Here is a 26573-nt window from a genome sequence, read left to right as displayed (position 1 = left end):
ATCGGTAAGAACTGGAAAAAAAAGAGTGTCGCCAAAAACCGACAATCGTCGCAAAGCCTTGTATTTAAAGCGGCTTTGGGATTGTTTCTTTTTTAGCAATACTGATTCGTTGCATTCGCATTATTGTTGTTTTGTTGACTGAGACCGAATCAGAACGGGCCGTTTCGGCATTTATATGTAAGCAACTTGTAATGAAGTCGTCTAAACGCGGACTACGGGTTTTGGAGTGGGTGCTGGCGGGCGAGGCGCGACTCCGCCGAAAAGCGGACTAGACATGTTCCGCCGATTGTGATCAACGCGCACCATCGAGGGGCAAAACGGTGGCCGCAGCCGTCGCGCTACTTTTGCGCGATGTCGTCGTCACGGTTGTGACGCGCGATGGTGGCCGCCGCGAGGCCGGCGGCCGCGGCCAGTGCTACCGATTTCCACGGGTGCTTGCGCACGTAGCGATCTGCCTCGACCGCTTTGCGGCTGGCCCCGAGTAACGTGACCGCGGCGAGATGGGTCGCCTGGGCTTCCGCCAATATCACCGAGCGTCCGACGTTCAGCGCGGTCGCGCGCGCCGACGCCTTTTTACGTAGTTGCAAGCGCCGTGGGTCGTGAGTCGCCGGTCCGGCGGCTCCCGTTTCCGCGTGGGCGGTGTCGAGGGCAGCCGTCGGCGCGTCGCTGCGGAACGCGTCGGCGTCGGCGTGCAAGGCCGCGTTTGCCGGAACCGTCGACGCCGCCAACACCGACGCGAGTTTCGCGCGGCTGCCCGGCGGCGAGTCGCCTTGCATGCCCCAGCCACCGCGCGGGTCGCTAAGTCGGCCCCGCGCTGCCGAAAACTCAGCGCCGAGCAGCAGCACGGCAGCCGAGAAGTACAGCCACATCAGCAGTACGGCGAGAGAACCCGCCGCGCCGAACGAGCTTGCCATGCCGGCATGCGCGAGATACAGCGCGAAAAGCTTCTTGCCAGCCGAAAACAGCACCGCTGCGACGATCCCGCCGACCAGCGCGTCGCGCCAACGCACCTTCGCGTCCGGCAGGAATTTGAGCAAGCCGGCGAACGCAAATGCGAGCACCAGCAAACCCACGCCGAGTTGCAGCAGATTGCCGATCACGACATACGGCGAGTCGCCCCATAGCCATTTGCCGATGAACGTGATCACCGTATCGAGCACGAGAGAGACGATCAGCAGAAAGGCGACACCGAGCACCAGGCCGAACGAGATCAGCCGCACGCGCACCAGTGCGATCACACTCGATGTGCGTGGGCCCGTGTTCGGCCATACGACGTTGAGCGCGCTGTTGAGCGACGAGAAAGTGGCTGACGCGCCGATCGCCAGCATCGAGAACGAGATGATGGCCGCGACGCCGCCCGCGCTTCCGCTGTGGTGCGCGTTCTCGACGATGGTCTGCACGCCCGCCGCGGCCTGGTCGCCGAGCAGCCCGTGAATGTGGTCGAACAGTTCGCCGCGCGCGGCCTCGGCGCCGAAGAACCAGCCGGCCACTGCGATCACCATCACGAGCGTCGGCGCGAGGGAAAAGGCGGCGTAGAACGCAATGCTCGCTGCCATTGCCGTGCAGCGGTCTTCGGAGAACTGCTTGAGCGCTCCGATTGCCCAGTTGGCCTGCTTGCGAGCCGCATGCTGGAGGTTCTCGGCGGAAAGCGTGTCGATGTCCATGGTCGAAGTCTCGATGGGTACAGGCGCCGGCCGGCACGCGCGAGCCGCTCGGCCAGCGAGGCGCAGCCTCGTATCGCTGTCTTTCGCAAACCTTGTGCCTGTGACTATAGCAAGCGCGTTAGTTGGCGAGCCACTCTCCCGCGCGCTCATGCGTGTTGCCGCTAGAATGCGATGGCTTACCTCATCTACTTTTATAGACTGCCATGCATTCGCACGAAGCCTTAACGCAGTTGGACGTGATCCCCGCGGAAGAACTCGCCGCGCATTTGCCCGCGCATGTTCTCGCGCAGTTGCCGCCGCAAGGCGTAACGGTTTTTTCCGTGACCGACGACGCTTCGGACACCGCCGCTTTCAGCGCGCGCTACGGCTTTGGTCTCGAAGACTGCGCGAATACGATCGTGGTGCGCTATAAGAAAGACGGCGGCGAGCATTACGCGGCGCTCGTTTCACTAGGATCGGTGCGACTCGACGTCAATGGCGCGGTGAAGGCGGCGCTCGGCGCGCAGCGGCTGTCGTTCGCCAAACGCGAGGTCGCGGTCGAACTGAGCGCAATGGAGTTCGGCGGCATTACGACTTTCGGATTGCCGGCGGACTGGCGCATTCTCGTCGATGCCGCCGTGATGCAGCGTGCGCAGATCGTCATGGGAGCCGGCATCCGCGCGGCGAAGCTTTTGCTGGCACCCGACGTTTTGCGCCAGTGGCCGCGTTGCGAGGTGGCTGACCTGACGTTGCCCGCGGAGTGAATGTCGTTGGCGTGCCCGCTCTCGGGAGCACGCCGCATGGCGCGAGGGCCAGAGAGCCCTCAAGCCACCCCTCAGGCGAACCCGACACCCGCGCGGCTCAGCAAGCGCTGGTTGCGCTCGGAAAGGTTCTTCACGCGAAGCTGCTTGCCGGCTTTGCGATAACGCTCGTAAAGACCCTGCAGCGCGGCAAGCGCGGAATGATCCGCGAGCAGCAGATGACTGCAGTCGATCGTGACATCCGCCGGATCCTGTTGCGGATCGAACAACTCGTGAAAACGCGTGGTGGAAGCGAAAAACAGCGTGCCGCGCGGCACATAGATTCTGTCGCCGGCACGGTCTTCTACATGCGCGTGAATTTCGCGCGCGTGCTGCCACGCGAAGTTGAGCGCCGCAATCACGATGCCGCACAACACGGCGATCGCCAGGTCGGAAAACACTGTGATGAGCGTGACCGCGACGATCACGAGTGCGTCGTTGCGCGGCACCTTGCCCAGCACGCGCAGCGAACCCCACGCGAAAGTTTGCTGCGCGACCGCGAACATCACGCCGACCAGCGCCGCCAGAGGAATGCGTTCGATGAGCGGCGACAGGAACAGGATGTACATCAGGATCATCACGCCGCTGACAATGCCCGAAAGGCGCGAGCGTCCCCCCGAATGCAGATTGATCATCGTCTGACCGATCATCGCGCAACCGCCCATGCCGCCGAACAGACCCGAGGCGATATTCGCCGCGCCCAACGCGAGACACTCGCGATTCGGCTGGCCGCGCGTCCCGGTGATTTCATCGGTCAGATTGAAGGTCAGCAGCGTCTCCAGCAGACCGACAATCGCGATCAGCACCGCATACGGCAGCACGACTTGCAGCGTCTCCACGTTCAGCGGGACGTCAGGCAGATTGAAACTCGGCAGCCCGCCCGCGATGTGCGCCAAATCGCCCAGCGTGCGCGCAGGCAGATGCAGCAGTTGCGCAAATACGCCCACGCCGACGATCGCCACCAGCGCGGGCGGCGCTGCCCGCGTGAGACGCGGCAGTACATAAACGATCAGCATGGTGAGCGCGACGAGGCCGCACATCATCGCGAGAGCGCTGCCGTGCAGCCATGCTTCGCCTTGCGGCGTGCTCTGCCGGAAATGCGCGAGCTGCGCGGTGGCAATCACAATTGCGAGTCCGTTGACGAAGCCGAGCATCACCGGATGCGGGACCATGCGAATCAGCTTGCCGAGCCGCAATGCGCCGAACAGCACCATCAGAGCGCCGCTGAGTATTACGGTAGTGAGCAGATACTGCGCGCCGTGCTGAACGACCAGCGCCACGATAACAACCGCCATCGAACCGGCCGCGCCCGAAATCATTCCTGGGCGGCCGCCGAATAGCGCAGTGATCGTGCAGATGAAGAATGCGCCGTACAGTCCCATGAGCGGATTGAGGTGCGCGACGAGCGCGAACGCGATGCATTCGGGAACGAGCGCGAACGACGAGGTCAGACCCGCGAGCACATTGGCGCGGATGCCGGAAAGCCTTGCGGGCCAACCGTGAGTAGGGCTAGCGGTATTCATCTTGAGCGAGGTGGTTTGCCGCGGCGAACGCTGCATCGGGAGGTGCAGATGCGTGGCAACGTGAGCGTCCTGGCCCGAGGTGTTTCGGGGGCCGGGCGTTTGCGAAAGGGGTGGATTTTACAGCAGGTCAGTGGTTTTGACCGGCAGCGCCCGCAGCGTCCTGGCTTGATCGCGCAGAGAAGCGCAAGACCATCGCCACGCGGTCCGCAAGGCGGCCGCGTGGCTTCTGACGTCAATCAGATGATGAGGCGCGAGACCTTCGTGCCTTCGAGCGATACGCCGGCCATCAGGCCGCCGTTCGTCAGAACGAACGCTTCGACCGGGCTCGTCGCGGTCGACGTATCGATCGCGCCATTCGCGCCGACCTTCAGCACGGCAACGGTCGCGTCAGCGCCGGCTGCCCAGCCCTGGCTGTTGAGGAATTTGTCGAGTGCTTCCTGCGTCATGAAGAGGAAGACGAGCGCTTTCGACTGTGCGCCGATCTGCAAGCCAAACGAGCCGGCCACCGTGCTGTAGTAGCCGCTCGTGCGGCCACCCACGCGCAACGCGCCTTCGCCATATTGGCCGCCAACCCAGAAGCCCGCGGAGATCACCGACGGAAACACCAGCACGCCGCGCGCTTTCGCCACGAGTTCGCGCGAACCGCTGACGTTCGCGTACAGACGCGAAAGCGTTGAGTCGACACCCGCGTTGATCGTATCGCGCTTGCTGGCGTTGGCGGACGCCGACCCGTTCGAAGACGAGGACGTGGTGGTGCAACCGGCGAGGCCGAGACTCGCGGTAGCGAAAGCCGCGCCGGCCGTCGTGATGAATTGTCGTCTGCGCATGTTATTTGTCCTTTTACGTTATCGAGGTGGTTTTTCTTTATCGATGAAACGGTAATGCCGTGACCTCGGCCGTTAGACCGGTGTCAATGATAAAGCAGCATTTCGCGTGCCTGCACATGTCGCCCGCGCAAAGGCGGCATGGCGCCCCGCGTGGCAAGGAGTTTGCGCACGCGGGCTGGCGATTTGTCACGTTCCAGCGTTACACGGCCGGGCGAATGTTCTGGTTGTGACTGAAGAGATTGTGCGGGTCATAACGGCTTTTTACGGCGACGAGCCGTTCATAGTTTGGACCGTACGCGTCGGCGACGCGGCCCGCTTCTTCTTGCGTCATGAAGTTGACATAGACGCTACCGAGCGAGAACGGCGCCGATGCGTCGAAAAATGCGCGCGCCCAGGATATGCAACGGTCGTCGTCGGCGGGATCTTCCCAGCGGCCGTGCACGTTCATGGCGTATTGAGTGTCGCGACTCGAATAGGCTGTTGCGTTCACAGGTACGCGCTGCGTTTGTCCGCCAATCTGTCCAAAGAAAATCTCACACTGCGGAGACGGCAGATTCTGGATCGACTGGAGCAGTGCCTCGATCAGGCCATCGTCGATGCCGGCGAGGTTGTGGGACTTCCAGTAGTTGCGCGATCCAGGCGCGAGCAACGGGTCGAACGCCTTTTGCCACATCGTGTAGGGCATTTCGCCGAGATGTTCGCCGACCGGCGTGCCGAAGGTCTTCACTTGCGCGACCGCCGAAGGGCCGTCCGCGGTGGGCCCGGTATAGCACATCGCGAAGATGATGACGGGCTGGCCGTGCACGTCGGAGGGCAGGAACGGCAGCGGCGGCGCGAGCCGGAGAACGGCCCACACACTGAGTTCGTCCGGCATGTCCGCGGCTGCCGCGCGATATTTGACGAGGGCGTCCCTCGCCTGATCGAGCGGTAATACGACGAGTCCGCTGTACACCATCGGTCCCACCGGATGCAGCGCGAAAACAAATGACGTGACCACGCCGAAGTTGCCGCCGCCGCCGCGAATCGCCCAGAACAGGTCTTCATTCGATTCGGCGCTGGCGCGAAGCAATTCGCCATCGGCGGTGACGACGTCGGCTGAAATCAGGTTGTCCACCGTCATCCCGTATCTGCGGCTAAGCCAGCCGAAACCACCACCAAGCGTCAGGCCTGCGACGCCAGTGGTCGAATTGATGCCCAGCGGCGCCGCAAGTCCGAAGGCCTGCGCTTCATGATCGAAGTCAGCGAGGGTCGCGCCCGGTTCGACGTACGCGTGTCTCGCGAACGGGTCGATTCGCACCGATTTCATCAGCGAGAAATCCAGCACAAGGCCATCGTCGCACAACGCGCTGCCGGCAATGTTATGACCGCCGCCGCGAATCGCCAGCGGCAGACCGTTGTCACGCGCGAAGGCCACGCCGCGCCGCACGTCGGCGACACCGGCGCAGCGCAGGATCATCGCAGGGCGGCGGTCGATCATTGCGTTCCAGATGCTGCGTGCTTCGTCAAAACCGGCATCGTCGGGCAGCAAGAGCTGCCCACGTACAGCGGTTTTCAGTTCCTCAATGGCGCTGTTCGACACTTGAGCCATGGTTTGTCTCCAAGGTTTGGTGAGGGCGCTCGTTGAGCACCGTTGACTGACCAGGTAGATCGCAAGATTCTTGACAGGTTGGTTCAGCGTCCAGTAAACGGGGCTGTCTGATTTAGTCAAACGCACGTAAACCCGCGTGCGGCTCGACGCTCGCGCGGATGCCCGCAGCGCGGGCTTCCGCGGACCCGAGGCGGCACTACAGCGGCGCTTGCGCGGTCAATAATGCATGTGCTTGCAGAAAAGATCGTGTTTGAAAGTGTTGGATCGGCAGCTGTGCGAGCGTTGCTCAACGACACATATGACAAAAGCGACGCGGCAGTGCGCTGCGTGCGTGATCAGCGAGGCACCTCGATGACCTTCTCGTGAGCCACTAGAAAGATTCTTTCTCCACTGGCGCGGCCGTCGTCGCGCGCACCTCCGGTAAAGCTGCCGAACGCGGGCAATACGCCATATTGCGGGCCGAAACGAAAGCACGGCACGCGAACGGAGTCGTTGCGCGTTGCGATTCGATACACGGGATGCAAATGGCCGGCGAGTGCGTAAGCACCTTCGACGTTCTGCGGGTGATGACACAATGCCCACGGTCCCATGCGCCAGGGCTCCTGCACAAAGTCGACGTTGAGCGTAATGGGCAAGGCGCCCGCATGCCGATCGTGATTGCCTTCAACGAGCACGACCCGCAACGCCGCATGCCGGGCGCGCCAGACGTGCAACGCATTGAGTATTTCGTCGGCGTGCGCCTCGCGCGCATGCAGCAGATCGCCGAGAAATACGAGCGTGGCCGGTTCGAATTCGGCGATCAGAATGTCGAGGCGCATCAGGTTGTCGGCAGTGGAGCCGACCGGCACGGGAACGCCGCGCGCACGGAATACCGCGTCCTTGCCGAAATGCGCATCCGCAACGAAAAGACAGCGCAGCGCGGGATCGAACGCCGTGCGCAAGCTCGACAGCACGAGTGCCTGTCCGGCGATTTCGACCGGCAACGAAGCAGGCTTCATGCGCGAGCCGCCTTTTCCAGTTCCGCGAGCATTCGCTCGACGCGATCCGCAAGCTTCTCCGTGCTGATCTTTTCGCGTAAGCGTCCCACAATGAGCGGGAACGCGAACGGCGTCGGTTTTTTCGGGCGCGTGAGAACGAGGCGGCTTTCATTCATCCGTTCGAGCGCGGAGCGAATGCGTTTAGCGTCGAGTTCTTGCAATAGCACTTCGGCGTCCGCCTGATTGAGTAATAAATTGCCGCTGTCGTGGTTGCGGAAAATATCGTAAAACAGGCCACTGGAAGCCTGCAATTGCCGTGCGCTTTTCTGCTGGCCCGGGTGCCCCTGAAACACGAGTCCCGACACCCGTGCGATTTCCCGGAAACGCCGTTTGGAGAGCTCCGACGAATTGAGGCTCGCGAGTATGTCGTGGTCAAGTTCTGCAAGGGCCAGCAAACCGCTCTCCAGTTCCGCAGCCCAATCGAATGGTTGCGCGGACAACAGCTCGAAACCATAGTCGTTCATTGAAATGGAGAACGTGCCCGGCTTCTCGCGCGCCACTCGCCATGCGAGCAATGCGCCCAGACCGATATGCGCGGTGCGCCCTGCAAATGGATAACAGAAAAAGTGGTGCCCTTCGCGCGATTTGAGTACTTCTGCGACCAGCACGCCAGGCTCCGGCAACGCCGACCACTTCTGCTGCAGTTCGAGCAGCGGCCGAACCGCGCGCATTTCCGGTTCGTCATAGATGCCGGCCGCGGCGCGCGCGAGCATCGTCAATGTCGCCTCGGCGAGTTCAGAAGAGAGCGGCATGCGGCTTCCTGCCCATTGCGGCATTGCACCGCGTCCCGACGCCGCGCGCTTGACCCACGCGGTCATGTCCTGCACGCGAATCAATTCCAGCGCGCGTCCGCCAAAGGTAAAGATATCGCCCGGTTTAAGCCGCGAAACAAAGGACTCTTCTATTGCGCCGATGCGTCCGCCCGCCAGATAAGCGACATTCAGCGTGCCGTTTGCGACGATAGTGCCGACGTTGTTGCGATGCCGCCGCACGAGGTCCTCGCGTGGCACGCGATATAAACCGTCGCTTTCCCGCACCACGCGATGGTAGTCCGGATACGCGCGCAACGCAGTGCCGCCGCCTTCCACGAAACCTAATGCCCAATCGAATTCATTTTGCGTGAGATGCCGGTACGCATACGCGGCGCGAATTTCGTCGTACAGCTCGCGCGCGTTGAAGCCGCCTCCGATCGCCACGGTCACAAGGTGTTGAACCAGAACGTCGAACGGTTTCTCCGGCGTTTCGCGGCCTTCTATTTGCCGCTTTTCAACCGCTTCCCGCGCCGCGGCCGCTTCGACGAGTTCCAGCGCGTGCGTAGGCACGATCGTCACGCGAGACGGACGCCCCGGCGCGTGGCCGGAGCGGCCTGCACGCTGCATCAAACGCGCGACGCCTTTGGGCGAGCCGATCTGGAATACACGCTCCACCGGCAGAAAGTCCACGCCGAGATCCAGGCTCGATGTACATACAACTACTTTCAACATGCCGCTCTTCAAGCCGCGCTCGACCCACTCGCGGACTTCCTGATCGAGCGAACCGTGATGCAATGCAATTGCACCCGCCCATTCGGGCCGCGCTTCGAGCAGTGCCTGATACCAGACCTCGCATTGCGAGCGGGTGTTCGTAAATACGAGCGACGTATGCGCTTCGCCGATAGCGTCGGCGACCGCCTCGACCTGGCGCATGCCCATATGGCCGCCCCACGGAAATCGCTCGATGGTCTCCGGAATAACCGTATCGACTATCAATGCTTTGGGCAGCTTGCCGTGCACGCTCACGCGCGGCGTTCTGACAGGCGCGAGCAGGACCTTGGCCGCGAACGGAAGGTTGCCGAGTGTCGCCGACAAACCCCACACCTGGAGTTCCGGTCTCCAACGCGCGAGGCGCGCAAGGGCGAGTTGTGTTTGCGTGCCGCGCTTGTTGCCGAGCAACTCATGCCATTCGTCGACGATCACGAGTTTCAGGTGCGACAGTACTTCGCGTGCATCAGCTCGCGTCAGGACGAGCGACAGGCTCTCGGGCGTGGTAATCAGCGCCGACGGCATGCGCCGGTTTTGCCGCGCGCGTTCTGCGGTGGATGTGTCGCCGGTCCGCAGGCCCACTGTCCACGGCACGGCCAGTTCGGTCGCCGAGCTTTGCAATGCGCGCGCGGTGTCGGCCGCGAGTGCGCGCATCGGCGTGATCCAGAGAACAGTGAGCGGCTCCGGCTGAGTGCCTGCCGCTCGTTTCCGTGTGACAGTGGGTGCGGACGGCACGCTCGGAGCGAAGGCGGCGAGCGCGCCGAACCATACGGCCCACGTTTTGCCCGCGCCGGTGGTTGCGTGCAGCAATCCACTCGCGCCTCGTTCCATTTCGCGCCAGACTTTGCGCTGAAAGTCGAAAGGCTGCCAGCGGCGCGTCTCGAACCACGCGTGAAGCTTGTCGGCGAAAGGGCGGCGCATCGCATCTTCGTCGATGGCGAATGGCAGCGGCTCGAATGCCGGCTCGCGCGCGTCAAGCCGCGCCTGCTGCTCGCGGCTGCGCGGAATGCGTCGCGGACGGGGCGCGCGGCGCCGCTCCGGCATGGCCGTTGGCGGTGGAACTTCGCGGTTGTCGGGATCGACAGGTTCATTCATCGGGAGCGCTCATTAGCATCAGGTTCGCATTGCGGCGATTATTCGCAGTGCGGGTTCTGTGTGGACCGTACATGTACAGTGCTGGTTCACCATATCCTCGCACTCCCACTTTGTAGCCGTCCGTGATTAAATGCCGTGGCTTTACATGTGCCTTCATAACGGAGTCTACGGTGGATAACAAGCTCGCGTCGTTACCCGAGGTGCCATTGCAAATTGCCGCTGCCCAAGCGCAACCGGTTTGCGCGGACGTGACGGCGAACATAGCGAAGACGGTCGAATTGACCGGTCTAGCCGCTGACCGCGGCGCAAGACTGGTGGTTTTTCCCGAGAAGTTCCTGAGCGGATATGAACCCGGTCTGATCGCGGCCGACCCGTCGGAATACGCGTTCGACCAATCGGATTCGCGCCTCGACCCGATTCGCGAAGCGTGCCGCCGCCACGCCATTGCGGCGGTTGTAGGCGCGGCCACGCGCGATGCCGGTGGACTGCATATCTCTTCGCTCGCGTTCGATCGTCGCGGCGAAGACGTCGAGCCGTACCACAAGCAGTATTTGTATAAAAGCGAAGCGGAAATCTACCGGCCAGGCACGCGAGGCTGCATGCTCGAACTCGACGGATGGCGGCTCGCGCTCGGTGTCTGCTACGACTCGGGCTTTCCCGAGCATGCACGTCATGCGGCTGTGAACGGTGCGCATGCCTATCTGGTGAGCGGGCTATTCAGCGTCAAGTCCGGCTATCACCAGTCGCGTATCTGGTTCCCTGCACGCGCGTTCGACAACACGATGTATGCTCTCTTATCCAACCATATCGGTACCACGGGCGGATGGAATACGTGTGGCGCGAGCGCGATCTGGAGTCCGTATGGCGACGTGATTGCAGAAGCCGGCCGCGAACGGGAAGAAGTGATTAGTGCTCTGCTCGACCCCGCGGTTCTTGCCGATGTCCGCGAACGCGAAACAGCACTTGCGGACTTCGTCGCGCATGTGGATGCGCCGGCGGGCGACCATGCAATAAGACGGATAGATTAACGGCACACAACAGTCGTTGCGCTAGAATGAGCTGTACTACCCATCTGGAGATTCGTTTTGAAATCTATCGTTGCTCTGCTCGCTGCCACTGTACTTTCGTCCACGGCAATGGCCGCCGCTCCGGCTACTGAGAAGCTGCCTTCAGGCGTGATCGTCGAGCACCTCGTGCAGGGTACCGGCGCGCAGCCTGCGGCCACCGATGTCGTCAAGGTCAATTATCGTGGCACGCTTGCCAACGGCACTGAATTCGACGCGTCCGCAAAGCACGGCGGCGCCGCGACATTCCCGCTCAACCGTGTGATTCCGTGCTGGACGCAGGGCGTTCAGACCATGAAAGTGGGCGGCAAGGCCAAACTGACGTGCCCAGCCGCCACCGCTTACGGTAGTCGCGGCGTGGGCGCCATTCCGCCGAACAGCGACTTGACGTTCGAAGTCGAGCTGGTCGACATAGTCAAATAAGGCGGCGCACAATGCGCTGAAAAACGGGCCCCGCTACGCACAACGCAGCGGGGTTTTTTTATGGGCATGGCATTGGACAATGCCAGTCGAGGCGACGAGACAGGAAGAGAACTTCAAACAATAAAAAGAACGCCGGCAAGCAGCGGCATGCTTTTAACTCACCGCCCACTCGCTCGTTTACCAATGCTGTTGTTGTGATTCATCGTGCATGAGGAGTCTCTGCCATGAACATCGACTTTCACTACGGCGTGGTCTATATCGTTGCCCGAGTTGGCGGTATGACGCCCGGCCAGGCGCTGACTGTCGCCCATGCGTGCCAGTATGTCGACGACGCGACCACGCCAGGCATCCTCCGTTTTCAGGGCGGAGAAACGTTCGAGCGCTTCGCCACCGCCCATAAGACGTTCGACTACGCCAATACCGAGAACGACCAGAACCGGCTCGTGTGGGCGCCATTCCATTTTTTGCCGGCGGGAGAGGGCGCAACACTCGAGGAAAAAGCAGTGTGCCGTGCGGACAGCGCAGTCGCGCGTGAAGTCGTGCGGCGAGCGATCCGTGAGCGCGGCGCGGAGATGGGTTTGCATCGTCTCGGAGTCACGCTTCATACGTATGTCGATACATGGGCGCACCAGGGATTTGCCGGGATCGAAAGTCCGGGGAACCGGGTTCATTCACTCGTGGCGCAGGATTGCACGCGTAATGGCTGGCTTGCCAACCTCACGCTCGCGATGCAGCATCTGATCCAGCACGTCGAGGAAGATGTGCTTACCCTCGCACTGCCCGTCGGACACGGTGCTGCCTTGCACTATCCAGATCAGCCGTGGGCAAAGTGGCATTACATCGACGGCAGGAACTCGCTGATACACAGGGATAACCTGCCCGATTTCGTCGCGGCCGCGGATATGGCGTGCCGCGCGGTGCGTGCGTATGTGGCCGGGCGCGAAGACTTCGAAAATGAAGCGGGGATGCCCGAAAACGTGAAAGAGGCGGTTACGGAATTGCTCGATACGAACCGGATCATGGACGACAACGAGCGCCTGCGTGCTGTGTGCGAAGTGGTCAGAAACGGCGGCATTCCCGGCTTGAAAGAGCCCATTCCGGACTACATCGCCAAGGGCGTCGGCTCATGGAAATACAAAGCCACCGGTCTTCGTTCTGACGACGACTCCGGCGACAAACCGATATGGACCGAGGCATTCGAGAAGAGCGATTACCGACTCTTTCACGACGCCGTCAAACAGCACCGTTTCTTGACGACCCAGGAAGTTCTGCCCGCCTATGGCCTGCGGATTGCGTGACGCGTGCGCTTGCAAAGCACACGTTTGCCAGGCTTACCGGCCCCGGACGCGGGTAAAACGGCACCGCAAGACAAGTTAACGCACGGTTACCGGCCAAAGCGGCGTTAAAAAATGACTGGAAGCCTTTGAATATTCCAATGCTTGCCTATAGTAGAAGCGACTATTGCCGCGACGCATAGTGGCGGCTTTTTCTTTATATGGGTGACGGGGTACCGACATGACGCCATCGAATGCTGCGATCTATCAGCCGCAGAGCTGCACGCCCGAGTCGTTGCGAACGCTGGCGGGCTACCTGGAACTCGCGCTTGACGAGGGCGAAAGCGTGGTCCTGATGCGGATCGGAACACAGGTACGCAGCGTCTATGTTGGCGATCCGTCCGGCGTTTTCGAGGACCTGCGCGACGAAGGCGTCATACCGGCCCAGCAGGCCGACGAGATCCTGGCGTTGACGAGAATCGGGCTTAACCGGATTACCGCCGACGACCAGCAGTACCGCTTCTTGCGCGGCGTCAGATACATTGCCGACCGCCAGGTTGTTGTGTTTACGCCGACCTGATCTGTCCTGCAACAATTGGAAAGATAAAAGATAAGGCGAATAAGCAGAAAAAAGTAAGCCGATAGGGAGACGAAAAAACGTTGAGGGCAAAGAACGAAGGCTCGGAAAAGGCGTCTATGGAGTGCATCAAAGAAAAGTTCCGTACTCCGGCGCGCATAGCGGAAATAGACTGGGGTTTTTACGGCCACTCGACTATGCCTTTCTGACGCTATTCATGGCATAGTTCGATCGATTACCACATAAGGAGCAATTCAATGCCCACGTTAGAGCAGATCCAGGCAAAGCTTAAGAAGCTCCAGGCGCAAGCTGACATCCTGATTGCAAGGAAAGCACAAGTCGCAATCGACCAGATTCGCGATCTGATGCTCAAGCACGGCCTGACCACCGCGGATATCGAAGCCAAAGCAAAAGCACGGCGCGCAGCCAATAGTCTTAATGGCATTACTGGAAGCGGCAATGCAAAGCTTGCCGTAGCCGGCCAGAAAGTACCCAAGTATCGCGACCATAAAACAGGCGCGACCTGGACTGGACACGGTCGCGCACCGGGTTGGATTGTCAGTGCGAAAGACCGGAGCGTGTTTCTGATCGACGGCGCAAGCGAACCGAACAGATTCACCAAGCTTGTCGCTACTGGCGCGAAAGGCAAAGGTCAGCCCAAAGGCGCGCAACCGCCCAAGTATCGCCATCCGACCACCGGCGCGACATGGAGCGGACGCGGCCCTGCGCCTGCATGGCTCGCGTCGGTCAAAGATCGCACCAGGTTTCTTATCGACAGCAGTGCAGCACCTGCGGCTAGCGCGGCCAGCCAGAAAACGGCAGGCAAGGTGAAGTCAGCAGCCACGAGTGGCGCGGTCAGTAAAAAGGCCGCCGCGAAAAAAGTCGTGGCGAAAAAGGCGAAGGCGGGAGCGCAATCGGTAACGGCCACGAAAGCCGCGGTGAAGTCCGCCGCAAAGAAAGTTACCGCGCGAAAGGCAACCGCGAAAAAGGCCGCAACGAAAGCTGCAACGAAAGCCGCTAGCAAGGCGCCAGGCCGCAAGAGGGCGGCAAAAGCGGAAACGGCAACAGTAAGCGCGTCCGCACCGCTCGCTTCCACCGTGCAAGCCGGCGCGTAAGCGTACTGGAATAGCGAAGTACATGACCAACGCGCTTGAATCATCCCAGCAGGAGGACCTGGTTCTTCTGCTGGACTCAGTTCCTTATCCGGCAGCCGACGCTGCCGAACCGTTCATTGTCGCGAGCGACCGCCGCGTGATTCTCGCTTATCCCATTGCGGAGTCCGACTTCGAGCGGTTCGGTCCATTCGATCCTGACGACGACCCTTTCTGCGCGGTGCTGTTTCCCGACACCCTGTTTCATCGACTTGGGCCGCCGGGCGAGCACGATATGCAAATTCACCCGCTTGCGTCGCAAGGCCTCGCTGCTTTCTCGGTCCACGAAGTCATCAATTCGTCTCTTGTCGAAGAGCTTTCCGCAGTTTCGTTGCCGGAACTCACGAGGCGCCATTTCGTCATTACGTTTCAGGAATCGACGTTCGAATGCGTGGCGTCTGATTACACCGTGGTCGGCGTGTATGGCGCGGCAGAGATCGCCAGCCGCGAAGCATTTGCGTTGGTGCGGTAGGCAATCAGCCGCAGCACTCATGTCGCGCGCAGGGCGACTCACCTTTCTTCGCGCTAGTTGCCCGGATCGGTTACAGGCCGGTCCGGGTCTGCAAGCGTTCTATACGGCAGCCTTGCGGCATGCGGATGAGTGGTCGTGTCGTCGATCACGCGTTCAACGTCCGCGGTTTTCGCGAGTTCGGAGAGGAACGTCTGCTTGTCGAAGCTCGTCGCAACGCAACCCTGTACATAGATAAAGCGGCGTTGCAACGTGAGCCACAGCGTCGACTGTTCGCGCCAATGCGTCGCGGTATTGATATTGGCAAGACGCCGCTGTACGGCCTCGGCGATTTCAGTATCGTACAAATGGGCGTTCGATAAACGGCAGCGGCCTTCTATCCAGCAACTGTTGCCGCGTTCAATGCGGTAATGGCTGTCGGCCAGCCATTCCTGTTCTGTTTCGAGCGGTCCCAGCGGCACGGGGCATCCGTCAATCGCTTTAGATATCTGAAAGAACGGATCGTGTCCGCGATTAATGCGCGCTTCCTCGCTGTGAGCGCGAGGTGAAACTGAAAGCAACGCCGAAGCCAACGTCACCCATAAACATAAAGCCGCGCATTGCAATGCACTCGCCGGCCTCCGCATTGATCGTCTCATTGTCTTTGTCTCCACTCGGTGCACAGCGAGATATTGTTTAGTATTAGCGGCTCGCGCGCCGGTTCTCAACCGCGAACTTGATCAATTCGGCCTGACCTTCGATATCGAGCTTGCGCTTCAGATTCAGGCGATGCGTCTCCACCGTGCGCACCGACAAGTCGTTGCGTTGAGCGATCTGCTTGCTCGACAAGCCCTCGGCGAGTGCATCGAGAATATCGCGTTCGCGCGGCGTGAGCCGCTCGACCGGCGATTGCATGGCCGACGCATGAATCAGCCGCGCGCCGAGTCCCGCACTGAAATACGTCTTGCCGTCGAGCACTGCGCCGATCGCCTGAATGATTTCCGTTGCCGGCGAATCCTTGAGTACATAACCGCTCGCACCTGCACGCACAGCCTGCGTGACGTATTCGAGGTTGTCGTGCATGGACAGCATCAGTACTCGAATTGCCGGAAAGCGCTCATGAAACATGCCGGCGAGCGCAATGCCGTTCATTCCGTTCATGCCGACGTCCATCAACACGAGGTGAGGTTCATGGCTCGCCGCCAGCGCAAGTGCTTCCTGCGCATTGCCCGCTTCGCCGACGACCTCGATGTCGCGCACAGCTTCGAGCCGCGCGCGCAGACCGTCGCGAACGAGTGGGTGATCGTCGACCAGAATAAGCCGGGCCGTTGCGTGCGAGATGTCGTTCATGAAGAGGTCTCCTGCAGGCTCCTGGTATGAAGCTCCGTTGTGCCGATGCCGAGCGGCACGTGCGCCGTGACCAGCGTGTGGCCGGGCTGGGAACTGAGCGCAAGCGTTCCGCCAAGCGCTTCCACGCGCTCGCGCATGTTGCGCAGGCCCACGCCCGAGCGGCGGCCGACGAAGGCGTGCGTGACGTCGAAACCCGAGCCATTGTCGGCGATTGTCAGCGTGACTGCATCGTGGGAGATTTCCAGTGCGAGCGCCGCGCTCGACGCGTGCGCGTGGCGCACGATATTCGTCAGCGCTTCCTGCGCGATGCGAAACAGCACCGTGTTGACCGCATCGGGTAAAGACGGCGCATGAGTGTGTGCAATCTGCGTGAAGCCGATTTCAATGCCTGACTGTTCGCTCAGTTCGCGGGTCAGTTGTTCGATTGCTGCCGCGACGCCCAGGTCGTCGAGCATCGACGGGCGCAGCGCATGGGAAATGCGGCGCACTTCACGCAACGTATCGCCGAGACGCGTGAGGCTCGTGGAGAGCGCGGCCTCGGCGGCGGGCACGCGGGTTTCGCTGCGCTCGAAGCGAGCAAGCGCGGACTCGAGCAGCAGTTTCACCGACACCATCATCTGGCTGATGCCGTCGTGCAATTCACGCGACAGCCGCGCGCGTTCGTTCTCCTGCGACTCGACTACCTGTTGCGCAAGCCGCTTCAGCTTTGCGTCCGCGCTGCGATATTCGGTGACGTTGAGCACGAGCGCGCACAATGCAATCGCGGCGAGCCCGGCCAGCGCGATCGCGTCGATCCACATCATCGTGCGGTCGATATTGATCGCTGCCCGTTCGTCGATATGCGCGAGCGTCGTGTCGACGTCGTCGAGATAAATGCCTGTGCCGATCATCCAGCCCCACCGCTCGAGCGGCACGACGTAGCCGAGTTTAGACGCGAGCTTGCCCGTCGACGGACGATGCCACAGGTAACGCAAATAGCCGCCGCCTTGCGAAGCCGCGGCGAGCAGTTTCCGGATCGTCGGCACGCCTTGCGGATCGCGCAACTCCGACAGATCGCGCCCCACCAGATCCGGCTCGCGCGGATGCATCAGCGAGCGGCCGTGCATGTCGTAGACGAAGAAATAACCGTCTTTGCCGAAATCCATCTTTTCGAGGATGTCGAGCGCTCGCGTGCGGCGCAGCGCATCGTCGCGCGCATTGTCCTCGCCCGCTTCATAAAGCGGTGCGATTGCGGAAGTAGCGAGTTCCACGTAATGCTTGAGCTCGATTTCCTTGCTGGCCATGTACGCAGCCTGAGTCGTCGCGTGCTGCGTTTGCGCGAGCGCGGTCGCTTCGCGGCGCACACCGATCTCGATGCTGGCAATAGCCGCGAGAAAAGGCACGATCGCCAGCAGAACAATCTTGGCTTTGAGTTTCATCGTTGAAAAAACGGCCGGTTGGCTACGTAGTAATACGTAGCCGGCTTACGTAGTTGCGCGCTTGTGTGGACGCTTACGAAGGCGAATACTACATCCCCGCGGCGTACTGCGTCTTTGCGGACCGCTTTCGCCGTCATGCCGCCGCGCATTTCGTATGAATGATACGAGCCGGGCCCTGTTAGTGCTCCGCCTGACAGGCGTCGACAGTGCGCAAAGGCAAATTCCGGTTTGGCACAGGGTATTGCAAGCAGATGCCTCATGCCGGCTTTCCGCGTGCCGGACCACAAGCCCGGACGCGCGGTGTCAATAATAGATCTAGGAGAAGTACATGGAGACCTCCCCCACCGCCGGCCGGTCATGGCTATGGCTCATTCTTTTGCTCCCGTACATCGCGTTGTTGTGGTTGCCGTTCTATAACGACACGCGTCCGTCGTTCGCCGGCTTTCCGTTCTTTTACTGGTATCAGTTCTTGTGGGTGCCGTTGACCTCGCTACTGATTTACGTCGTGTATCGAGGTGTCAAATGAGCGATCTGAATCCCGTCAATCCGGTGTCGATGACCGTCTTCATCGCGTTCTTTGTTCTCGTTACGGTGATTGGCTTCTTCGCGGCGCGCTGGAAGCGCGGCGACCTCACGCAATTGCACGAGTGGGGGCTTGGCGGCCGGCAGTTCGGTACAGTGATTTCGTGGTTTCTGGTGGGCGGCGATTTCTACACCGCATACACGGTGATCGCGGTCCCGGCGCTCGTGTACTCCGTCGGTGCCTATGGGTTCTTCGCGCTGCCGTACACGATCATCGTTTACCCGTTCGTATTCGCTGTCATGCCGAAACTGTGGAAAGTCGCGCATGCGAAGAATCACATCACGGCCGCGGACTACGTGCAGGGTGAATACGGCGGCAAGTGGTTTCCGGCCGCTGTCGCGCTGACCGGCATTGTCGCGACCATGCCGTACATCGCGCTGCAACTGGTCGGCATGCAAGTGGTGATCAAGGGACTTGGCGTGAGCGGCGAATTGCCGCTGATCGTCGCGTTCGTGATCCTTGCGCTCTACACGTATGCAAGCGGCTTGCGTGCCCCGGCGATGATCGCGTTCGTGAAGGACATCATGATCTATATCGTCGTGATTGCGGCGGTGTGGCTGATTCCCGCGAAGCTCGGCGGCTACGCGCATGTGTTCGACGCAGCCGATACCTATTTCAAGGCGAAGGGCGGCGCGACCGGCATTATTCTCAAGCCGACGCAATTCACCGCTTATGCATCGCTCGCGTTGGGTTCGGCGCTCGCCGCGTTCATGTATCCGCATACGATGACGGCAGTGCTGTCTTCTTCGTCCGCGACTACGGTCCGCAAGAATGCGATTTTCCTGCCGGCTTATACGCTGCTGCTGGGTCTGATTGCGTTGCTCGGCTATATGGCGATTGCGGCGGGCGTGCATGTGAAGTCGGCCTCGGACATTGTGCCGGCGCTCTTTAGCACCTTGTTCCCGTCATGGTTCGTCGGCTTCGCGGCGGCGGCGATCGCGATCAGCGCGCTGGTTCCGGCAGCAATCATGTCGATCGGCGCGGCCAATCTGTTCACGCGCAATTTGTGGCGTCCGCTGGTGTCTCCGAACATCACACCGGCGGCTGAGGCGGCGAATGCGAAGATCGTGTCGCTGGTGGTGAAGTTCGGCGCGCTGCTGTTTATCGTATTCCTGCCCACGCAATATGCAATCGACCTGCAATTGCTCGGCGGCGTGTGGATCCTGCAGATCTTCCCGGCTATCGTGTTCTCGTTGTACACGCGGCGTCTGAACACGCCGGGCCTGTTCGCCGGCTGGCTCGTAGGTATCGTGCTCGGCACGGCGCTCGCGATTTCACAGGGGCTCAAGCCGGTGTTCGCTCTGCATCTCGGCGATGCTGTGTACCCGATCTATATCGGCCTCATCGCACTGGTGGTGAACGTTGCCGTGACGTTTGTCGTCTCTGCCATGTCGCCGCGCCGAGTGGCTGTTAGCGCCTGATCGTCCGGTTCTCGTTCAGCTTTGCAGACGCCGCGAGCCCTTCTGGCTCGCGGCGTTTTGCTTTATTGCAAGAACGCAGCGCAGCGTGAATCAAACGCCCTAGACCAGTACTTCGACCGATTGCATTGCCCGGCGAATGTCCACCGTCCGGGCCCAAGATTGGTCGCGAATCGTTTCGATCAGGCAATCGATAAAGCATCGCGACGCGGCATCGGGCGGCTCGCCAGTACGCACTATGATGCCGACGGTGGACTCATCGAGTTCGTCCCGCAACGGGATCGCACACAAACCGTCACGTGCCGCGCACAGTTCGACGAGAGGCCAGGGAAAAATGCTGAGCATGTCCGTGCGCTTGAGCAGCGCGACCGCGACAGTCAGCGAGTGCAGAAAGTGAATGCTGCGTGGTGCGGGAAACCCGCGGCGGCCGAAGATCTGATACGGCGCCTGAGCGTCGGTTTCCGGATCCAGCGCAACGAGCCAGTCGGCGTCGCGCAATTCTGCCAGCGAGCGGCACTCCGCACGCGGATGGTCCTGCCGGGCCACGACTGCGCGGCTCGATGCGAATAGCGGTTGGTAGGTGAAATCGCAACTGGTCGCCCCCGGCGCCTGGCGGCCCACATAAATGTCGAGACTGCCGTCGCGTAGGCGCGGTGTCGCGATCGCCAATAAGCCTTCGAACAGTTCCAGTTGAATCGTCGGCATCTTCGCGCGAAACCGCGCCACTGTTTCTGGCAGAAAGGTCAGCGCGACCCATGCAGTCACGGCGATTGACAGACGCCCACTCGGCTCCCCGCGTATTGCATTCATGGCTTGATGCGCACGCGTCATTTGCGCGGCCACGAGGCGCGCGTGCACGAGGAGGGTTTGTCCTGATGCCGTAAGCGTCACACCGGACGATGTGCGCACAACGAGTTGCATGCGTACCGTTTCTTCCAGTTGTTGAATGCATTGCGTGACGGCAGCCGGCGATGAATCGAGCATTCGCGCGGCACCCCTGACACTGCCCGCATCCGCAACGGCAATGAGAGCGCGTAGCTGATGAATTTTCATTATGTTGTCCAGCGGTTCGTGCGGGATGCGATGAAGCGTTTGCCGTTGCTTTACGCGTTCACCAACGCGCCCCATTCTCAGAACTGCTATGCCGGAATATCTTGGAGGCACGGATACAGCGTTGCAACGCCGGCCTGTTCTCCCCGCTTTATCAGGCGTTGATATACGTAGTCCTTAAGGTAGATGACGATTCGGTAAATGCATAAAAACATGCTGACGCGCCGTTAATGTGTAATGCTTATCATAGGAGTGTAGTGATGACTCAGCAAGTCTGCGTATTGCCGGCAAGCCGATCGCATGCACAGTCGCGCTCAGCGTGTCGCGGCGCACCATCGCAGCGTGCGCGCAGTTCGGGGGCAATTGCGCAAGGTCCAGTTAACGGACACGTTGCACGCGCATCGTTTGTCGATTTGCTCACGGGCGTATACGACCGCGCCTACGCAACCGGATGCGCTCGGCAGTTGCTGGCATCTGCGAAGGCGGCAGGTGTTGCGATGCTGGTCGTCAATCTCGACGGCTTTAGCAGAATCAACGACATTTCCGGCTACGATCTCGGCGACCGGCTCCTGCGCCGCGTTGCGCAGCGGCTCGCAAGCTCGATCGCTGGTGACCAGGTGCTTGCCCGAATCGGTGGCGACGAGTTCGTGATCGTGGCGCAAACGTTCGGCGATGCGTCGAGGCTGACCGCATTCGCGCAGCAAGCGCTCGCGTCGTTCGGCGAGCCATTTGTGATCGCGGGGCGCGAGTATCGCGTGAGTGCATCGGTGGGCGTTGCGGTGTCCAGCGGCGGTGCCTGCAATGCGGCTTCCCTGATGCGTGATGCCGGGGCGGCGATGCGCCATGCGAAGCGATGCGGCCGCGGCACCGTGCGCTTCTTTACGGGCGAGATGCGGGAAGGTGTGCAGCGCCGCTTTGCGGTCGAGGGTCTGTTGCACCATGCACTCGCCCGCGGCGAATTCAGACTTGCCTATCAGGCGGTAGTGGATGCGGCATCACGCGAGACGATAGGCGTCGAGGCGTTGGTGCGGTGGACCAGCAACGAACTCGGCGACGTCCCACCCGCCGAGTTCATTCCGGTTGCGGAACAGGCAGGATTGATGGAAAGCATCGGCGATTGGGTGTTGGAGCTGGCATGCGCGCAGGCTGCGGACTGGCGCTGGAGTATCGCGCCGGACATCGCTGTCTTCGTGAACATTTCGCCGGCGCAATTCAGCGAGCGTCTCGTGCGACGTGTCGCTGCATGTCTCGAGAACAGCGGTCTCGAGCCATCGGCGCTGCAGCTGGAAATCACCGAGGGCATGCTGTTGCCGGATGACGCGGCCGTGCGCGCCACAACTCCGGCGCTTGCGAAGCTGGGCGTCAAGCTGGCAATCGACGACTTCGGCACCGGTTACGCGTCGATGTCGTACCTGAAACGGTTCCGGCTGGATAGCCTGAAGATCGACCGGTCATTCGTTGCAGGCTTGCCGCGCGATGCCGATTCGGTGGGCATCACACATGCGCTCGTGACAATGGCCCATGCGTGCCATATGCGCGTAACGGCGGAAGGCGTGGAAACCGAAGCGCAAGCCGTTACGTTGCGCGAAATGGGCTGCGACGCGCTGCAAGGCTATCTGTTCAGCCGCCCATGCAGCGCTGCAGAATGCGCGGCCGCATTGTCGCGCCGGGCCACCAGAATGAACAGCCGCTGTAGAGATAAGTGATCCTCAATAAGAAAGTGGAGTTTTCTACGATGCTTTCTAGAATGAATTTATCTAAATGCCCAGATCGAGTGCCCCTCGCGAGGACGGTGTTCTGCTAATGAGGAGAGAGACCATGTGCGATGCAGAAGTCGCTGCTGTGCTGCTGAACCGTTGCGAACTGCAGCCATTCGACGAACCGGAGCCGTCTTACCTCGGCATATTGCGTGAAGGAAATCTGATGTTCAAACATGAGTGCGGCTTCGTGCGTTTACGCGATATTCCCGGTAGCAACGCGTGCCGTACAGAGTCGCTCATTTTTGCCGACGGCTCGCGTGCGTTGCGTGTTAGCGTGGCCGAGAGCGATGGTGGCTGGACGTGCTGGGCGGCACTGCAACCGCTGCATTGAAGCGGGCGAGCGCGCTGGCCGCGTCGGTAAAAGCGAGCGGCATTAACGCCGCTCGCGCTTGCCGTTAGAAACGGTCCACTCTGAACGGTCGCGGGTCCACCAGCGTTTGCTCACCCGTCATCATTTCGGCGATGAGGCGGCCTGTCACTGGCCCTAACGTGAGTCCGTGATGCGCGTGGCCGAATGCGAACCATAAGCCCTGATGTTTTTCAGCGCGCCCGATCACCGGCATCATGTCGGGCGTGCAAGGCCGCGCGCCCATCCACGGTTGATCGTCGACACGTTGGTCCAGTGGGAACAGCGTGCGCGCAATCGGTTCGACTGCGGCGAGTTGCGTGGGCGTTTTCGGCGAGTCGCGCAGCGCAATTTCTGCGCCGGTCGTCAAGCGGATGCCGCGCGCCATTGGCGCAAGAAGGTAGCCATTTTCCACGTCGAGCACCGGATGATTGAGGCGTGCTCCAGCCCGTGGCGAATAGTGCATGTGATAGCCGCGCTTGACGCCGAGCGGCAGGCGATAACCGAGCCTCGAACTGAGAACGTCCGACCACGGCCCGAGTGCCACGACCACCGAAGAGGCCGCGATGGTCCCCGAGTTTGTCGTCACCTCCCAGCCATTGCGAAGCGTATTCGCATCGCCGGTGAAGACGCGTCCACCGAGTGTCTCGAAGTACTTTGCGTAGGCCGTGACGAGCGCGTTCGGGTCGCTCACCGAATCCGCTTGCGTGTAGCGCAGGCCACCTTGTAATGCCTTGTCGAGATCGGGTTCGGCCTGCTGCAAGCGGGCGGCGTCGAGCGTTTCGAATTCGACGCCATATTCGCGGCGCCATTGCTCCGCGAGACGTATTTCCCCGTCTTGCGCCGCGTTGCTGCGAAACACCTTGATCCAGCCGGTGGGCCGAAGCAATGCACTCGCGCCCGCGTTTGCGGCCAACGCGCGGTGCTCGCTCACGCAGTGTTCGATGAGCGTGGAGTAAGACCTCGCGATTGCAGCGTGTTTCGCCGGCTCGGAATTACGCCAGTACTTCCACAGAAACGGCGCGGCATGGAACAGCGCATCGCCATGGTAGCCAACGTCGAGCGACTGGTTGCGCGCGTACCGAAGCAGGGCTCCGAGTCCGCGTGGGAATGCATACGGATAGACGCCTTCGCGCTGGATCAGGCCCGCGTTGCCAAACGAAGTCTCATTGCCGGGCAGCTTGCGATCGACCAGCGCGACCTGACGGCCGCGTTGTTGCAGATGCACGGCCACGCACACGCCGACAATGCCAGCGCCTAACACCACGGTATCGAATTTGATTGTAGTCATCGGTTAAAGCGCTAAGAGGCCCGGGTCGTTCGAGCCGGACCGGTTGATAAGAGGAGATGCGCATCGAGCAGTTCGACCGGCGAGATTTCCTTCGCGCCGGTGATGCGGCGCACTTCAGCCGCTCCGCACTTGAGCAATGGGTTGTCGCGACTCATCGCCTCCTCCCTCATTGAGTTCTTGTGCATTGCGTTCTTGCTTGTTGCGTATTCATCGTCAGCCGAGCGCTTCGCCGGTACGGTCTTGCAGCCAGATCACGTGCACTAGCGAGATCGCGCAGGCAGCGGCGACATACCAGGCCGGCGCGAGCGGATTGCCGGTGCGCGCGACCAGCCAGCTTGCGATAAATGGCGAGAAGCCGCCGAAGAACGAAGCGCTCACCACATACGTCAACGCAATTCCCGTTGCGCGCACATGTTTCGGGAACAGTTCCGGAATCATCACCAGCACCGGCACGATCTGCCCGGACACGAACACGGCGAGCAGCGCCGAAATCATGCAAAGCGCGGTCATGGACGGATGCGCACTCAGAAATGCAAACGCCGGATACACGAGCAACAGCATCGCCACACGGGAAATCGCGAGCACCCGCTTGCGGGTGAAGCGATGGGCCAGCATGCCCGCGAGCGGCGCCGCCACGAAGAGCGCGAGCGAACTGACGATACCCGAGATCACCGCGGACGTGGAAGAAAGATGCAGCGTGCGCACCGCATGGCTCGGCAGAAAAAACGCGGTGATATAGACGGAAACCGAGCCGCCCAATTCCGCGAACGTGCCGAGAATCGTCAGCTTCAGGTGCGTGGTCAGCGCGGCCTTCAGCGCGCCGCGCGGCGCCGGTTCGCCGGGCTTGCGCCCGGTCAGCGTTTCTTCGAGCCGCCTGCGGATCAACATACCGGCCGGTGCCGCGACGATGCCGAGCACGAACGGAAGACGCCAGCCCCATTCGAGCACTGCCTGCTTCGGCAGCAGCACGTTGACGAGCGTTGCGACGAGCGCGCCGAGCACGAGCCCTGCGGCGGTCGCGGCGAAGTTCCAGCTTGCAAAGAAGGCGCGGGTGTCGTCGGTCGCGTATTCGACGAGCAGCGTCGCGCCCGGCCCGAACTCGCCGCCTGCCGCGAAACCCTGGATCAGGCGCGCCACGAGCACGATCAACGGCGCGGCGAGCCCTGCAACCGCATAAGTCGGCGCGCACGCGATCATCGCGCAGCTGAGCGCCATTAGCATGATGGTGAGGACCATCGCGTTCTTGCGCCCCGCGCGGTCCGCATAGGCGCCGATCACCACGCCGCCCAGAGGCCGGACCACGAAGCCGACGCCGAATACACCGATCGACAGCAGGAACTGGTTGACCGGCGACGCGTCCGGAAAGAACAACTGCCCGATCTGCATAGCAAAGAAGCTGTAGATGGTGAAGTCGTAGAATTCGAGCGCCGTGCCGATGGTCGTGGCAGTGATGACGCGAGTCTGGTCAAACCGGGCTTACTGAGAGCAAGGGTAGACACGATAGGGTTCCCACAAAGAAGGTGGAATCGACGTGAGTTATCATATACGAGAAAAATAAAATTCTCACATACGAGAAATGTTCATGGCAAGCGGAATCAGGTGAGATGGTCAAAGCCGTAGTGAAACAACAGGAGGCGCTCGGACATGAAGCGCCGCCCTCGCTCGATCACAAGCTGGTGGGCGCGCATTTGCGGCAGGCGCGCAAAGCGCGCGGGCTGACGCTGGCCGAGTTGTCGGAGCGTTCGGGTATTGCGGTATCGACGATCTCGAAGGCCGAGCGCGGCGACATCGCGCTGACCTACGACAAGTTCGCGGCGCTCGCGCATTCGCTGGAACTCGAATTCGACGCGATCTTCGGGCGGCGCCGCAAGCCGGCCGCCGGTGCGATGAAGCCGTCTTTCACGGCGGCGGGCAAGCAGCAGATCTACGACACGCCGAACTACGAGTACGGCATGCTGGCGAACAGTCTGACCGGCAAACGCATGATGCCGATGCGCGCGCACATTCACGCCCGCGCCGTGTCCGACTTCCCGGAGTACATCCGGCACTCGGGCGAAGAATTCGTTTTTCTGCTGAGCGGCAAGCTCGAACTGCGCTTCGAAAACGGCAAGTCGTTCAAGCTGATGCCGGGCGACAGTCTTTACTTCGACAGCTCGGTTGGGCACATCTATCTGAGCGTCGGTGACGAAGACGCCGATGCGCTCGTGTGCTGCGTCGATACGGACGAGCATCGTCCGCGCGGGGCTATCTGAACGAATGCGTTCATGCTTATGCATCGCGTGATCATTGGGCCGCCGGTCAGACGCGCGGCCTCTACCGGACGCAATATCCAGGGCCGCGAGACGCTCGCGTTGCGGACCGATCTTCGGGGGACAGAAGCCGTCGTC

General features: G+C 61.3%; 24 protein-coding genes and 1 pseudogene. 12 read left to right on the top strand and 13 right to left on the bottom strand.

The features are described 5' to 3' along the window. Positions 1–338: 338 nt before the first annotated feature. Entirely contained in the window at positions 339–1664 is a 1326-nt protein-coding gene (locus RW095_RS11405; RefSeq protein ID WP_317019133.1) for a YihY/virulence factor BrkB family protein, read from the bottom strand. Positions 1665–1867: 203 nt separating this feature from the next. On the opposite strand from RW095_RS11405, the gene RW095_RS11400 reads away from it, so the two are divergent. Beyond that, the gene (locus RW095_RS11400; RefSeq protein WP_317019131.1) at positions 1868–2407 is read left to right on the top strand and encodes a YbaK/EbsC family protein; all 540 of its coding nucleotides are present in this window, start codon (positions 1868–1870) and stop codon (positions 2405–2407) included. Between the two features lie 71 nt (positions 2408–2478). Here RW095_RS11400 and RW095_RS11395 read toward each other — a convergent pair whose 3' ends face one another. From RW095_RS11395 to RW095_RS11375, 5 genes are all read right to left on the bottom strand, one after another. Next, positions 2479–3966 carry a SulP family inorganic anion transporter gene (locus tag RW095_RS11395; RefSeq protein ID WP_317019825.1) on the bottom strand — a complete coding sequence of 496 codons (1488 nt, stop codon included), beginning with the start codon at positions 3964–3966 and terminating at the stop codon, positions 2479–2481. Positions 3967–4202: 236 nt separating this feature from the next. Continuing rightward, the gene (locus tag RW095_RS11390; protein ID WP_128596408.1) at positions 4203–4793 is read right to left on the bottom strand and encodes a BPSL1445 family SYLF domain-containing lipoprotein; all 591 of its coding nucleotides are present in this window, start codon (positions 4791–4793) and stop codon (positions 4203–4205) included. A 199-nt stretch (positions 4794–4992) separates the two neighbouring features. After that, positions 4993–6381: an FAD-binding oxidoreductase gene (locus tag RW095_RS11385; protein ID WP_317019130.1), complete on the bottom strand. Its 1389-nt coding sequence runs from the start codon at positions 6379–6381 to the stop codon at positions 4993–4995. A gap of 335 nt (positions 6382–6716) precedes the next feature. Next, positions 6717–7379, bottom strand: a complete 663-nt coding sequence (pdeM, locus tag RW095_RS11380; protein WP_317019128.1) for a ligase-associated DNA damage response endonuclease PdeM — start codon at positions 7377–7379, stop codon at positions 6717–6719. Further along, on the bottom strand, positions 7376–10033 hold the full coding sequence (locus tag RW095_RS11375; RefSeq protein ID WP_317019126.1) for a ligase-associated DNA damage response DEXH box helicase: 2658 nt from the start codon (positions 10031–10033) through the stop codon (positions 7376–7378). Before RW095_RS11375 ends, pdeM begins: the two co-directional genes overlap by 4 nt. Positions 10034–10203: 170 nt before the next feature. On the opposite strand from RW095_RS11375, the gene RW095_RS11370 reads away from it, so the two are divergent. The 6 genes from RW095_RS11370 to RW095_RS11345 all read left to right on the top strand — a co-directional run bounded on the left by RW095_RS11370 (position 10204) and on the right by RW095_RS11345 (position 14994). After that, positions 10204–11061: a carbon-nitrogen hydrolase family protein gene (locus RW095_RS11370; protein WP_317019125.1), complete on the top strand. Its 858-nt coding sequence runs from the start codon at positions 10204–10206 to the stop codon at positions 11059–11061. 57 nt (positions 11062–11118) lie between these two features. After that, positions 11119–11520 carry an FKBP-type peptidyl-prolyl cis-trans isomerase gene (locus RW095_RS11365; RefSeq protein WP_394365121.1) on the top strand — a complete coding sequence of 134 codons (402 nt, stop codon included), beginning with the start codon at positions 11119–11121 and terminating at the stop codon, positions 11518–11520. Positions 11521–11744: 224 nt separating this feature from the next. Beyond that, on the top strand, positions 11745–12818 hold the full coding sequence (locus RW095_RS11360) for a DUF6765 family protein (protein WP_317019124.1): 1074 nt from the start codon (positions 11745–11747) through the stop codon (positions 12816–12818). A 217-nt stretch (positions 12819–13035) separates the two neighbouring features. After that, positions 13036–13374, top strand: a complete 339-nt coding sequence (locus RW095_RS11355) for a hypothetical protein (RefSeq protein ID WP_317019123.1) — start codon at positions 13036–13038, stop codon at positions 13372–13374. Positions 13375–13628: 254 nt separating this feature from the next. Then, entirely contained in the window at positions 13629–14486 is an 858-nt protein-coding gene (locus tag RW095_RS11350; RefSeq protein WP_317019121.1) for an H-NS family nucleoid-associated regulatory protein, read from the top strand. A gap of 22 nt (positions 14487–14508) precedes the next feature. Further along, positions 14509–14994 (top strand): hypothetical protein, encoded by a 486-nt coding sequence (locus RW095_RS11345; protein ID WP_317019120.1) that lies wholly within the window; start codon positions 14509–14511, stop codon positions 14992–14994. A gap of 53 nt (positions 14995–15047) precedes the next feature. Here the strand turns inward: RW095_RS11345 and RW095_RS11340 are convergent, their stop codons facing one another. Genes RW095_RS11340 through RW095_RS11330 form a run of 3 tightly spaced genes read right to left on the bottom strand, consistent with a single transcriptional unit; the run spans position 15048 to position 17738 of the window. Further along, positions 15048–15629 carry a hypothetical protein gene (locus tag RW095_RS11340; RefSeq protein WP_317019118.1) on the bottom strand — a complete coding sequence of 194 codons (582 nt, stop codon included), beginning with the start codon at positions 15627–15629 and terminating at the stop codon, positions 15048–15050. Positions 15630–15672: 43 nt separating this feature from the next. Next, complete coding sequence (locus RW095_RS11335; RefSeq protein ID WP_317019116.1) at positions 15673–16320, bottom strand: response regulator transcription factor; 648 nt, start codon at positions 16318–16320, stop codon at positions 15673–15675. Then, positions 16317–17738 (bottom strand): cache domain-containing protein, encoded by a 1422-nt coding sequence (locus tag RW095_RS11330; RefSeq protein ID WP_317019115.1) that lies wholly within the window; start codon positions 17736–17738, stop codon positions 16317–16319. Before RW095_RS11330 ends, RW095_RS11335 begins: the two co-directional genes overlap by 4 nt. Before the next feature lie 328 nt (positions 17739–18066). On the opposite strand from RW095_RS11330, the gene RW095_RS11325 reads away from it, so the two are divergent. After that, positions 18067–18264: a DUF3311 domain-containing protein gene (locus RW095_RS11325; protein WP_020068194.1), complete on the top strand. Its 198-nt coding sequence runs from the start codon at positions 18067–18069 to the stop codon at positions 18262–18264. Beyond that, on the top strand, positions 18261–19742 hold the full coding sequence (mctP, locus tag RW095_RS11320; RefSeq protein ID WP_317019113.1) for a monocarboxylate uptake permease MctP: 1482 nt from the start codon (positions 18261–18263) through the stop codon (positions 19740–19742). Before RW095_RS11325 ends, mctP begins: the two co-directional genes overlap by 4 nt. 99 nt (positions 19743–19841) lie before the next feature. Here mctP and RW095_RS11315 read toward each other — a convergent pair whose 3' ends face one another. Next, positions 19842–20792, bottom strand: coding sequence for a LysR substrate-binding domain-containing protein (locus tag RW095_RS11315; protein WP_317019111.1), 951 nt, complete (start codon positions 20790–20792; stop codon positions 19842–19844). 227 nt (positions 20793–21019) lie between these two features. On the opposite strand from RW095_RS11315, the gene RW095_RS11310 reads away from it, so the two are divergent. Then, positions 21020–22495, top strand: coding sequence for a putative bifunctional diguanylate cyclase/phosphodiesterase (locus RW095_RS11310; protein ID WP_317019110.1), 1476 nt, complete (start codon positions 21020–21022; stop codon positions 22493–22495). A 112-nt stretch (positions 22496–22607) separates the two neighbouring features. Next, complete coding sequence (locus tag RW095_RS11305) at positions 22608–22880, top strand: hypothetical protein (RefSeq protein WP_317019108.1); 273 nt, start codon at positions 22608–22610, stop codon at positions 22878–22880. 64 nt (positions 22881–22944) lie between these two features. Here the strand turns inward: RW095_RS11305 and RW095_RS11300 are convergent, their stop codons facing one another. The 3 genes and pseudogenes from RW095_RS11300 to RW095_RS11290 all read right to left on the bottom strand — a co-directional run bounded on the left by RW095_RS11300 (position 22945) and on the right by RW095_RS11290 (position 25685). After that, positions 22945–24177, bottom strand: a complete 1233-nt coding sequence (locus RW095_RS11300) for an NAD(P)/FAD-dependent oxidoreductase (protein ID WP_317019823.1) — start codon at positions 24175–24177, stop codon at positions 22945–22947. Positions 24178–24197: 20 nt separating this feature from the next. Beyond that, entirely contained in the window at positions 24198–24341 is a 144-nt protein-coding gene (locus RW095_RS11295; RefSeq protein ID WP_317019107.1) for a hypothetical protein, read from the bottom strand. A 58-nt stretch (positions 24342–24399) separates the two neighbouring features. Beyond that, positions 24400–25685, bottom strand: a pseudogene (locus tag RW095_RS11290) (MFS transporter). 105 nt (positions 25686–25790) lie between these two features. Between RW095_RS11290 and RW095_RS11285 the strand changes: the two are divergent. After that, the gene (locus RW095_RS11285) at positions 25791–26438 is read left to right on the top strand and encodes a helix-turn-helix domain-containing protein (protein WP_317019106.1); all 648 of its coding nucleotides are present in this window, start codon (positions 25791–25793) and stop codon (positions 26436–26438) included. The last annotated feature ends 135 nt before the right edge of the window (positions 26439–26573 follow it).

It is taken from the genome of Paraburkholderia kirstenboschensis, from assembly GCF_032806925.1.
GTDB lineage: Bacteria > Pseudomonadota > Gammaproteobacteria > Burkholderiales > Burkholderiaceae > Paraburkholderia > Paraburkholderia kirstenboschensis.
This window is presented reverse-complemented; position numbering and strand designations above follow the sequence as displayed.

Coding starts and splice junctions, on each gene's coding strand:
- RW095_RS11350 (WP_317019121.1), top strand. CDS start 13,629: ATGCCCACGTTAGAGCAGATCCAGGCAAAGCTTAAGAAGCTCCAGGCG.
- RW095_RS11400 (WP_317019131.1), top strand. CDS start 1,868: ATGCATTCGCACGAAGCCTTAACGCAGTTGGACGTGATCCCCGCGGAA.
- RW095_RS11405 (WP_317019133.1), bottom strand. CDS start 1,664: ATGGACATCGACACGCTTTCCGCCGAGAACCTCCAGCATGCGGCTCGC.
- mctP (WP_317019113.1), top strand. CDS start 18,261: ATGAGCGATCTGAATCCCGTCAATCCGGTGTCGATGACCGTCTTCATC.
- RW095_RS11285 (WP_317019106.1), top strand. CDS start 25,791: ATGGTCAAAGCCGTAGTGAAACAACAGGAGGCGCTCGGACATGAAGCG.
- RW095_RS11335 (WP_317019116.1), bottom strand. CDS start 16,320: ATGAACGACATCTCGCACGCAACGGCCCGGCTTATTCTGGTCGACGAT.
- RW095_RS11355 (WP_317019123.1), top strand. CDS start 13,036: ATGACGCCATCGAATGCTGCGATCTATCAGCCGCAGAGCTGCACGCCC.
- RW095_RS11390 (WP_128596408.1), bottom strand. CDS start 4,793: ATGCGCAGACGACAATTCATCACGACGGCCGGCGCGGCTTTCGCTACC.
- RW095_RS11310 (WP_317019110.1), top strand. CDS start 21,020: ATGTGTAATGCTTATCATAGGAGTGTAGTGATGACTCAGCAAGTCTGC.
- RW095_RS11330 (WP_317019115.1), bottom strand. CDS start 17,738: ATGAAACTCAAAGCCAAGATTGTTCTGCTGGCGATCGTGCCTTTTCTC.
- RW095_RS11345 (WP_317019120.1), top strand. CDS start 14,509: ATGACCAACGCGCTTGAATCATCCCAGCAGGAGGACCTGGTTCTTCTG.
- RW095_RS11385 (WP_317019130.1), bottom strand. CDS start 6,381: ATGGCTCAAGTGTCGAACAGCGCCATTGAGGAACTGAAAACCGCTGTA.
- RW095_RS11340 (WP_317019118.1), bottom strand. CDS start 15,629: ATGAGACGATCAATGCGGAGGCCGGCGAGTGCATTGCAATGCGCGGCT.
- RW095_RS11360 (WP_317019124.1), top strand. CDS start 11,745: ATGAACATCGACTTTCACTACGGCGTGGTCTATATCGTTGCCCGAGTT.
- RW095_RS11295 (WP_317019107.1), bottom strand. CDS start 24,341: ATGAGTCGCGACAACCCATTGCTCAAGTGCGGAGCGGCTGAAGTGCGC.
- pdeM (WP_317019128.1), bottom strand. CDS start 7,379: ATGAAGCCTGCTTCGTTGCCGGTCGAAATCGCCGGACAGGCACTCGTG.
- RW095_RS11315 (WP_317019111.1), bottom strand. CDS start 20,792: ATGAAAATTCATCAGCTACGCGCTCTCATTGCCGTTGCGGATGCGGGC.
- RW095_RS11325 (WP_020068194.1), top strand. CDS start 18,067: ATGGAGACCTCCCCCACCGCCGGCCGGTCATGGCTATGGCTCATTCTT.
- RW095_RS11305 (WP_317019108.1), top strand. CDS start 22,608: ATGTGCGATGCAGAAGTCGCTGCTGTGCTGCTGAACCGTTGCGAACTG.
- RW095_RS11375 (WP_317019126.1), bottom strand. CDS start 10,033: ATGAATGAACCTGTCGATCCCGACAACCGCGAAGTTCCACCGCCAACG.
- RW095_RS11395 (WP_317019825.1), bottom strand. CDS start 3,966: ATGAATACCGCTAGCCCTACTCACGGTTGGCCCGCAAGGCTTTCCGGC.